Consider the following 8759-nt stretch of genomic DNA (forward strand, 5'->3'; position numbering starts at 1 on the left):
CGAGCAGGGCCTGCAGGTCCCCGCGCAGCTCGGCCAACGCCAGCGAGTCGATGCCGAGGTCGGCGAAGGAGCACTCCTCCTGCCCGGTGAGGTCGTAACTCTCGATCAGATCGCGGAAGCGCTCCAGCGGGCCGGCCCCGGTGTCCAGGCCCTCGCGGGACCGCCGGTGGGTGTAGCTCGCCACCGTGGGCAGCGCGCCGTCCAGCCAGAGTTTGCGGGTGTGCGCACGCCGGATCTTTCCCGAGGTGGTCTTGGGGATGCTGCGCGGGGGTGCGAACACGATCGTGTGCGGATCGATGTGGCCGTGCCTGCGGATGGCGCGTGCCAGCATCCTGCCGTCCGGCAGGTAGCGCTCGTCGCGCACCTCGGCCACCACCACCAGGGCTTCGGAGTGGTCCCGCTCGACGGAGAAGGCGGCGACGCAACCGTTGCGGATCTGTTCGGCCGACCGCTCCACGATCGCCTCGATGTCGGAGGGGTAGCAGTTGACGCCGCGGACGATGATCAGGTCCTTGCTGCGCCCGCAGACGAAAAGCTCTCCCTCGTAAAGGAAGCCGAGGTCACCGGTGCGCAGATAGCACCGCGGATCGTCGCCGGCGATGCGGGCTTCGAAGGCCTCCGCGGTGAGCTCGGGGCGATTCCAGTAGCCGCCGCCCTTGGACGCACCGTCCACCCAGATCTCGCCGACGCGGCCGTCGCGCAGCGCCCGTCCGGTGTCCGGGTCGACGATGCGGACCAGGTTACCGGTGGTTGGCTTGCCGCAGCTGACCACCTGGGCCTGATTGTTGTTGTCGGGCAGGGCCTTTTCGATCCGAGCGACATTCTTCCCCAGCGCCCGCTTGTTCAGCGCCAGGGTCTGGCGGCCGCGGATGGACACGATCAGGGTATTTTCGGCCATGCCGAACGCGCCGGTCAGTGCCCCGGGCCGTAGACCATAGGGCGCAAAGCGCTCCCGGAAGCGGGCGAAAGTCTTGGCGCGCAGCGGCTCAGCTCCGACGACCACGCAGTCCAGACAACTGAGGTCGATTCCGTCCAGCTCGGACGCCGGCAGCTTGTCCTCGCGCAGGCAGTACTCGAGGGCGAAGTTCGGCGCCGGGGAGTGGGTCGCGCGCACCTCGCTCATGAGCCGCAACCAGGCCGACGGCCGCGCGAGGAAGTCGACCGGGGACATCGCGTGCGTGGTCCCGCCGAGCAGCATCACGAACAGGTAAGCAGAGATCAGGCCCATGTCGTGGTGCTGCGGGAGCCAGCTGACCGCCGTCGAGTCCTCCTCGGCGAAGGCCGAGGCGTTGGCGATGACATTGGCGTGGCTGACAACCACACCCTTGGGGTCACTGGTGGAACCGGAGGTGTATTGCAGGAACAGCACCCGTCCGGGCGTGTCCGGAACGGGTGCGCCGCCGAAGTCCTGCGTGCAGTCCGTCGCGAACCACGGCAGCTCGGGGAGCCGCTCGGTGTCCGGCCAGGGCAGGCCGCCCGCACGCTGGCCGAGCATCATCCGGTAGTCGTACGCGAACTGCTTGGTCGACAGCACCGCCGTGGCCCGGCAGTCACGGGCGATGTAGCTGAGCTTGGCTAGCCCGGCCTCGAATGCCATGGGCAGGGGAGGGCTGACGGGCACCGCGATGACCCCGATGCGCGCGCACACGTAGAACGCGGCCACCATCTTCAGGCCCGGCGGATAGACCAGCAGAGCCCGCTCTCCCGGCCGCAGCCCCGCCTCGGTCGCCAGATAGGCGGCCAGCTCACGGGTCCGCTCGGCGAAGCCCTGGTAGGTGTAGTGCTCGAGTTCGCGGCCTTCGACGTCGACGAACCGGAAGAGTGTCTGCTCGGGCTTCCTGGCTTCCCGCATCGCCAGGTAATCGATAAGCGTCTCCATCGTGGGAGTCATCCCCTTCCGGGTTCGTGGTACCGAAATCGACAGCGGGCCGGATAAATCGGTAAGAACCCAATGTAGCGCCGAATATCGGCTTCAGGCAAATGTCGAGGAAGCTTTATTTGGCATCGCATATCGAATTCACAGGCCGCGCCTAACCTGTGCGGAGAACTCGGGCAGCGGCGTCACGATATGGATGCGTGAATACGAGAATCAGTAGATCATCACGCCTATTAAATGGACTGATGCGGCAACCCTCTGCGAATGTACCGATACTGACGCGTGCATTTCCGCCTCTCCGTGTTTATGTATGTCGGGCCTCCGTAATATTCGATTATGCCGGTACTAGCGGCACATTGTGTGTGCGCTGGGCAAATCGAATTGGTGCCCCATATGAATCGCTAGGCAGATGTGAGCGGCATCGGCCGGGGGCCGTGGCGCGGCTGGGTGACATCGCGAGCTACTGCCTGATCGCGGCGGCCCTAGACAAGGGTTCGGTGATATTGGTCACCGCGCTGCAGGTGACGGCGCTGCTGTTCGCGCTGCCCATCTATGCGAGGTTGTCCCGTCATCGGATCACCAGCCGGGAATGGATGTGGGCGGTGTTGCTGGCCGGGGCGCTGGCGGTGATCGTCGCGGTCGGCAACCCGGCGGCCGGGCAGCAGCGGGCGTCGATGCAGGCCTGGCTGATCGTGGCCGCCGTGCTGGGTCCGGTGGTGGTCCTGTGCCTGATGGGCGCCCGGGCCTGGTCGGACCGCCCGGTCGCGGCGGTGCTGCTGGCGGCGGTGGCCGGCTCGTTGTTGGGGCTGTTCGCGGTGCTGACCAAGAGCGTCGTCGACGTGATCGAGCACGACGCCGGTCACCTGCTGCGCACACCGGAGCTCTACGCGTGGATTTTCGCCGGGGTGGGCGGGATGATCTATCACCAGTCGGCGTATCGCGCCGGCGCTCTGACGGCGTCCTTCCCGACGATCATCGTCGCCAAACCGCTGGTGGGCGGGATGCTCGGCGTCACCGTGCTCGGCGAGACGCTGCACGCGGACGGCACCGGCTGGCTGGTGCTGGCCACGGGCGCGGCGTTGGTGTTGGTCGCGACCGTCGCCCTCGCGCGCGGGGAGGCCGCGACCGTCGGTGCCGGCGCGGGGCGCGACGTGCGGATCGCCGAGCGGCCCACGGTTCCATCCCCCGGCTTCAGTGGCTGACGGCCCCGCCGTTCACGCCACGGTCAGCACGGTGGCGGATCGGCATCCCACTCGGTCAGATCCCATCCCGCGGAAGGGTTTCCGGTGAGCACCACGCGGCCCAGGTTCGGCAGCGGATTGCCGGCCAGCAGCGAGCGGTCGGGATTGTGCACGTTCATCAGCACCCAGAGCATGATCGCGGCGGCGTGCGAGAACGCGACCGGGTTCACATCGCCGCTGTCATAGATGCGTTGGACGGCCTCGCCGAAGCGGGCGTTGAATTCGTTGCCGTCGATCGAGCCCGGGATCCGCGCGCTGCGGTCACCGTGCAGCCAGCGCAACGGGACGGCCAGGTACGTCTGCGCCACGCCGGCCTCGGGTTGTCCCTCGTACTGACCGGCCTCGATTTCGCGGAGGCCGGGCAGCACGTCGATCGGTTCGCCCAGCGACTGCGCCGTCGGTGTGGCGGTCTCCTGGGTGCGGATCATGGTGGAGGCGTAGACGCCGTCGTAGCGGTGGGCGCTCAACGGCCCCGCGTCCAGCGTCGCCTGGCACCAGCCCCGCGGCGTGAGTTCCGGGCCGGGAACCGAGGTGTCGATCAGGCCCGAGGCGTTGCCCTCCGACTGGGCGTGCCGCACCAACGTCAGCGTGATGAGGTGCGGACCGGCCGCGCGTGCGGACCCGCAGCCCGCCACCGACGCCGCCAACACCGCGATGGTGGCGACGAAACGCCTTGGTATCACCGGATTGTCACCAGTGGCCGCGCCGACCCCGGCGCGGGACCCTGCGCCGGGCAGCCCGCGCGGCCCGGCGTTGACCAACCGTGTTTCATGCGCGGAGTCTACGGCTTGGCCGAACCGCGGTGCCGCATAAGCCGGCGGCATTGGGGACTTACGGCCCTTTACACGCCGCGGGATGACGGGGCAGCATCAAACGAGTGGGCATGCAGACCCACGGCAGTAAGGGCGAAAGGCACCCATCATGAGACGTGATGGCGACGAAGTTGAGTTGGCACGTAAGAAGGCAACGGACGGCCGTCCCGGTGATCGCCCGGTGGTCGGCGCCTATGTCGTCTGGCCTGTCCCGGACGTCGGAAGGCTTGCGGCGCAGCCGTCTTTGATCCAGGCAATTGCGGCGCGGAACACGGGGTTCCGCCCCGGGTGGTGACAGTGCCGCGCTCCGTCATGACCGGCGCGCAAGCCGGCTAACTGGGCGGAGCGTGCTCTCCGGGTCGCGGGCATTCGGCGGCCAGGTAAATGCATACGGCGCCGTCTGCCGAGCCATTCCGGTTCGATCGGCCGTTTACAGCGGCCGCACTCTGGGTCGGCGGCCATGGGTTTCTCGCTTCCGTCTGCCGACTACCCCGGTCATCATTGTGCGCATCTTCGCGCGGAGAGATGCCGTTATCGGGAACATCGTCGTGAGACCTCCCCGTCGGCCACCCTCGCACCGGGATCAGCGGCCGCGACGACGACCGGACCGTGTTGAGGCTGCTGGTGCCGACGCTGGCGTGGCGGAAGTTCGTGATCGTCGGTATTGACGGGTCCTGGTCGTCGCCGGCGAGCACCAGCCAGACGCGGTGACCCGACTTGAAGCGTCGGCCCTGGGCGCCAACGGAATTCGATAGACGACGTCCTCACCCAACGGGATCGCCGGTGGGGTGCGGCACGGCAGCACCGGGGCGCCCGGGGGGCTGGCCGCCTGGTCGACTTCGCGCATGCTGCCGCGCAGCCAGCCCGCGGTCACCTCCAACACCTCGCCGTCGGGGCCCGCGTCCTGCAGGGTGGCCATACAGGCGACGTCGATCGCCGTCGCGGAGGCGATGAGGAGCAGTTCGATGTCGCCGGCCACGTCGAGGTCCGCGTCCAGCGGTGCGCTGTCCCACGCGAGGATCGGCGGCGGGTCGGTCTCGCTGGCCCTGACGCGGCCCAGGCCCGCGCCCAGCACCAGGAATTCGCGCCCGCCCGGTGGCCAGGTCAGCCCGAACCTGCCCAGCATTCCCATCCGCCCCCGATCGTTGCCCGACAGCGCGTTCCACGCGGCGAAGGTGGACGGCAGGTGCAGTGGCACGTTCTCCCAGTCGCATCCCAGGTAGGCCGGGATATCGATGTTCTTCAGGTGCGGCAACAGGTTTCGCTCCTCTCGCCAGTCGTCGCGGGCGGGGTGCCGGACCGCGGCCTCGTGCCACAGCTCGTCCCAGTGGTGGGGATTGTGCGGCAGCCTGAGCGGTTGGCGCAGCATGGTGACCGCCGCCTCGCCGTTCATGGTTTCGAATTTCTTGTGGATCCGTGAGCTTTTCAGTACCCGCCGGGCCAGGCCGACCGGCATGCTGCGCCAAAGCTTCTCGCTGCGCTCGGAGGTCAGGCCCGTCATCGCTCAGGAACGGGGTGATGAACGACGAGCTCAACAGGCCGTGGTGGTGGCGCCCTCATAGAGGTCCGCCGTCACGGCCAGCGGGAAGATCGCCTTCAGATGGGGCTGCCGCTCGACGGCCGCCTCGAGTTGGGTCATCGCGAAGTAACTGATGCCGATCATGGCGACGTTGCCGTCTCACCACGGTTGCGCGGCAACCCACTCCACGCGGGCGTGGACGTCGCGGCGTTCCTGGGCGTCGAAGAAGGCGAACGTGTCGCCCGTGCCGCGCAGGTTTGCGATGACGTGCACGTAGCCGCGTGGCACCCAGAAGTCCGTCACCCCGGCCTCGATGAATCCGGCCGGGGTGGCCCAGGTCCTGCATCTGGCGCGGATAGGGACAAGCGGCCGTCGGCGTCGGGCCGGTGGACGTCGGCGAGCAGCGTGGTGCCGTCGCGCACGGCGATCTCGGTGTTCAGGTCGCTGCGGGAGCCGTATCGCGGTTCGCTGAGGTTGCGGTAATCGCGCCCGGTGGTTTGCGGGCCGTTCAGCTTCGTCATAGTTTCACGCTACGTTGAGACTAGTCTCAACGCAAGATGAAACTTCGCGGTATGGTGTGGCGATGGCCAAGCGAGCGATCCCCCCGGGCCCGCGCGACGAACGCGGCGTGTTGGCCGCGCGCATCCTGGCGGCGGCGCGCGACGAATTCGCCGAGCACGGCTGGGCCGGCACCGCGATCCGCGCCGTCGCCCGCGCCGCGGACGTGGACCCGGCGCTGATCTACCACTACTTCGGCTCCAAGGACGGCCTGCTCGACGCCGCGACCGACCCGCCGCGGAAGTGGCTCGAGTCGGTCGTCGCGACGTGGGCGGCGCCGACGTCGGACCTGGGACGGCAGCTCATCCGCAACATGCTGGCCAGCTGGGCCGACGAGGAGATCGGCCCGGTCCTGCGCGCGGTGATGCTGACCGCCGCGCACGATAGCAAGACCCGCGACAAGCTGCGGGCGATCGTCGAGCGCGGCCTGATCGGTGAGTCCACCCTGGGGGTCGACGAGGACGAGCGGCTGCGGCGCAGCGGTCTGATCGCCACCCAGCTGATCGGGCTGGGGATGGTGCGGTACGTCTGGCAGATCGAACCGATCGCGTCGATGTCCGACGACGAGGTGGTGGCGGCGCTGGCTCCCAACCTGCAGCGCTACGTGGACGGCGACATCGGGTGACGGCCCGGCGCGGTGACCCGTAACAATGGTCGGATGTCATGGTTGCGGCGGTTTCACGGGCCGGTGATCGCCGTCGCGCTCGCGGTCGGCGCTTGCCAGATTCCGTGGGCCACCGCCGGGCCGGACGTGCCGCCCGTGAGCGCGGCGGCGCGCGCGGCGGGGTTCGTCGACGTCCGCAGCGTCGTGCCGGACGCCGTCGTCGACCTGCGCTACGCGACGACGAACAACTTCACCCACACGCAGTTGTATCCATCCGACGCCCGGTGCCTGGTGCACCAGTCGATGGCGCCCGGCCTCGGCGCGGCCGCGGCGGCGCTGCGCCCCCAGGGACACGTGCTGGTGTTCTGGGACTGCTACCGGCCCCACGACGTGCAGGTCAAGATGTTCAACGTCGTGCCCAATCCGGCGTGGGTCGCGCAGCCGGGGCCCTACGCGCACAGCCACGAGTCCGGGCGCTCGGTCGACGTGACGTTCACCAGCGCGGGGCAGCCATGTCCGCCCGACCGTCATGCCGGCGGGGTGTGCCTGGCCGACATGGGCACCGACTTCGACGACTTCACCCCCCGGGCAACCGCATTCGCCACGCAGGGCGTCAGCCCGGAGGCCCAGGCGAACCGCGCCCAGCTGCGAAACGCGATGACCTACGGCGGGCTGAGCGTGTACTCCGGTGAGTGGTGGCATTTCAACGGACCGGGCGCCGCCGTCGACCGGCCGATCCTCGACGTGCCGGTCGACTAGGGGGCGCACGGTGAGCGACGAACCTCGGGCCAACTACACCCACGGACACCACGAGTCGGTGCTGCGCGGCCACCAGCGGCGCACGGCCGACGACTCCGCGGCCTACCTGCTGCCGCACCTGAAGCCGGGGCTTTCCCTGCTGGACGTCGGGTGCGGGCCCGGGACCATCACCGGCGACCTCGCCGCCCGGGTCGCCCCCGGACCGGTCACCGCTGTCGACCAGTTCGGCGAGGTCCTCGAGGTGGCCCGCGCGGAGGTGCAGCGGCGCAACCTGTCCAACGTCTCGTTCGCCACCGCCGACGTCCACCGGCTCGACTTTCCCGACGACACCTTCGACGTCGTCCACGCCCATCAGGTGCTGCAGCACGTCGCCGACCCGGTGGGCGCGCTGCGCGAGATGCGCCGCGTCTGCCGGCCGGGCGGGGTCGTGGCGGCCCGCGACGCCGACTACGCCGGATTCGTCTGGTATCCAAGGCTTCCCGCGCTGGACCTGTGGCTGGATCTCTACGAGAAGGCGGCCCGCGCCAACCGCGGCGAACCCGACGCGGGCCGACGGCTGCTGTCCTGGGCGCTCGAGGCCGGGTTCACCGACATCGCGCCCACGGGCAGCCTCTGGTGCTACGCCACGCCCGCGACCCGCCAGTGGTGGGGCGGGATGTGGGCCGAGCGGATCCTGCATTCGGGGGTGGCGCGCGAGTTGCTGCGGCTGGGCCTGGCCACGCCGGCGCAGCTCGAGGAGATCTCCGCGGCGTGGCGGGCCTGGGCCGCGGCCCCGGACGGCTGGCTGGCGATCCCACACGGCGAGATCGTGTGTCACCCCTGAGCGCTCGCGCTACCCGGGGGAGGGGAATCCGCCGCACAGGGACTCGAACGCGGCACCGGCCCGCAGGACCGTGGCGTCGTCGAATCGCCTGCCCACGATCATCATCCCGACCGGCAGACCGTCGAGGAGCCCGGCGGGCACCGAGAGGGCGGGATGGCCGGTGATGTCCATGGGCGCGGTGTTGGTCGCCTTGCCCAGCGCGCGCCCGAGCAGCCCGACGTCGCCGGGACCCCCCGCCGGCAGCGGGTCCGCCGTCCCCGGAACGGTCGGCATCACCAGCACGTCGTACTCGGTCAGAGCCGCGTCGTAGGCGGCCCGCACGTGCGGTAACAGGTTGCGCGCCTTGGCATACGACGTGGCGCCCAGCGCGGTGAGGCCGTAGTGCCCGCACAGCGCGGTGGCCTTGACGGTGCTGGCCAATTCGTCGGCGTGGGCGACTCGCTGCCGGGCGAAGTGCGCGATGAGTTCCGGGTCGTACCACCCGTCGACGCCGAGCCCGTAGCCGTTGCCGTCGACCATCTGGTAGGTGGCGCCGTCGGTGAAGATGACATTGAACACGTGCAGCGC

At 69.4% G+C, this 8759-nt stretch carries 8 protein-coding genes and 2 pseudogenes; 4 read left to right on the plus strand and 6 right to left on the minus strand.

All coding sequences use genetic code 11. The annotated features are described in order from the left end of the window. Positions 1 to 1879: fatty acyl-AMP ligase (locus AC2VOR_RS08855; protein WP_486963625.1), on the minus strand; the 1879-nt coding region annotated here is incomplete at its 3' end. Positions 1880 to 2319: 440 nt separating this feature from the next. On the opposite strand from AC2VOR_RS08855, the pseudogene AC2VOR_RS08860 reads away from it, so the two are divergent. Further along, positions 2320 to 3078, plus strand: a pseudogene (locus tag AC2VOR_RS08860) (DMT family transporter); the annotation flags it as partial. A 23-nt stretch (positions 3079 to 3101) separates the two neighbouring features. Here AC2VOR_RS08860 and AC2VOR_RS08865 read toward each other — a convergent pair. From AC2VOR_RS08865 to AC2VOR_RS08880, 4 genes and pseudogenes are all read right to left on the minus strand, one after another. After that, a complete protein-coding gene (locus AC2VOR_RS08865; RefSeq protein ID WP_369741428.1) occupies positions 3102 to 3797 on the minus strand; it encodes a histidine phosphatase family protein in 696 nt (231 codons plus the stop codon). A gap of 715 nt (positions 3798 to 4512) precedes the next feature. Then, complete coding sequence (locus tag AC2VOR_RS08870) at positions 4513 to 5430, minus strand: CocE/NonD family hydrolase C-terminal non-catalytic domain-containing protein (RefSeq protein WP_369736960.1); 918 nt, start codon at positions 5428 to 5430, stop codon at positions 4513 to 4515. Between the two features lie 30 nt (positions 5431 to 5460). Next, positions 5461 to 5805 (minus strand): annotated as a pseudogene (locus AC2VOR_RS08875) (CocE/NonD family hydrolase). Next, positions 5748 to 5969, minus strand: coding sequence for a hypothetical protein (locus AC2VOR_RS08880; RefSeq protein WP_369736961.1), 222 nt, complete (start codon positions 5967 to 5969; stop codon positions 5748 to 5750). Before AC2VOR_RS08880 ends, AC2VOR_RS08875 begins: the two are co-directional and overlap by 58 nt. A gap of 62 nt (positions 5970 to 6031) precedes the next feature. Between AC2VOR_RS08880 and AC2VOR_RS08885 the strand changes: the two genes are divergently transcribed. From AC2VOR_RS08885 to AC2VOR_RS08895, 3 genes are read left to right on the plus strand one after another with little or no spacing between them, the layout of a single operon-like run. Continuing rightward, positions 6032 to 6631, plus strand: coding sequence for a TetR/AcrR family transcriptional regulator (locus AC2VOR_RS08885; RefSeq protein WP_486963626.1), 600 nt, complete (start codon positions 6032 to 6034; stop codon positions 6629 to 6631). Between the two features lie 33 nt (positions 6632 to 6664). Beyond that, complete coding sequence (locus AC2VOR_RS08890) at positions 6665 to 7369, plus strand: M15 family metallopeptidase (RefSeq protein WP_486963627.1); 705 nt, start codon at positions 6665 to 6667, stop codon at positions 7367 to 7369. A 10-nt stretch (positions 7370 to 7379) separates the two neighbouring features. Then, positions 7380 to 8192, plus strand: coding sequence for a methyltransferase domain-containing protein (locus AC2VOR_RS08895; protein ID WP_486963628.1), 813 nt, complete (start codon positions 7380 to 7382; stop codon positions 8190 to 8192). A gap of 9 nt (positions 8193 to 8201) precedes the next feature. On the opposite strand, the gene AC2VOR_RS08900 is transcribed toward AC2VOR_RS08895, so the two are convergent. After that, the coding region (locus AC2VOR_RS08900) for an amidase family protein (protein ID WP_486963629.1) at positions 8202 to 8759 on the minus strand (558 nt) is incomplete at its 5' end.

Source organism: Mycobacterium sp. TH-M103 (assembly GCF_057473785.1).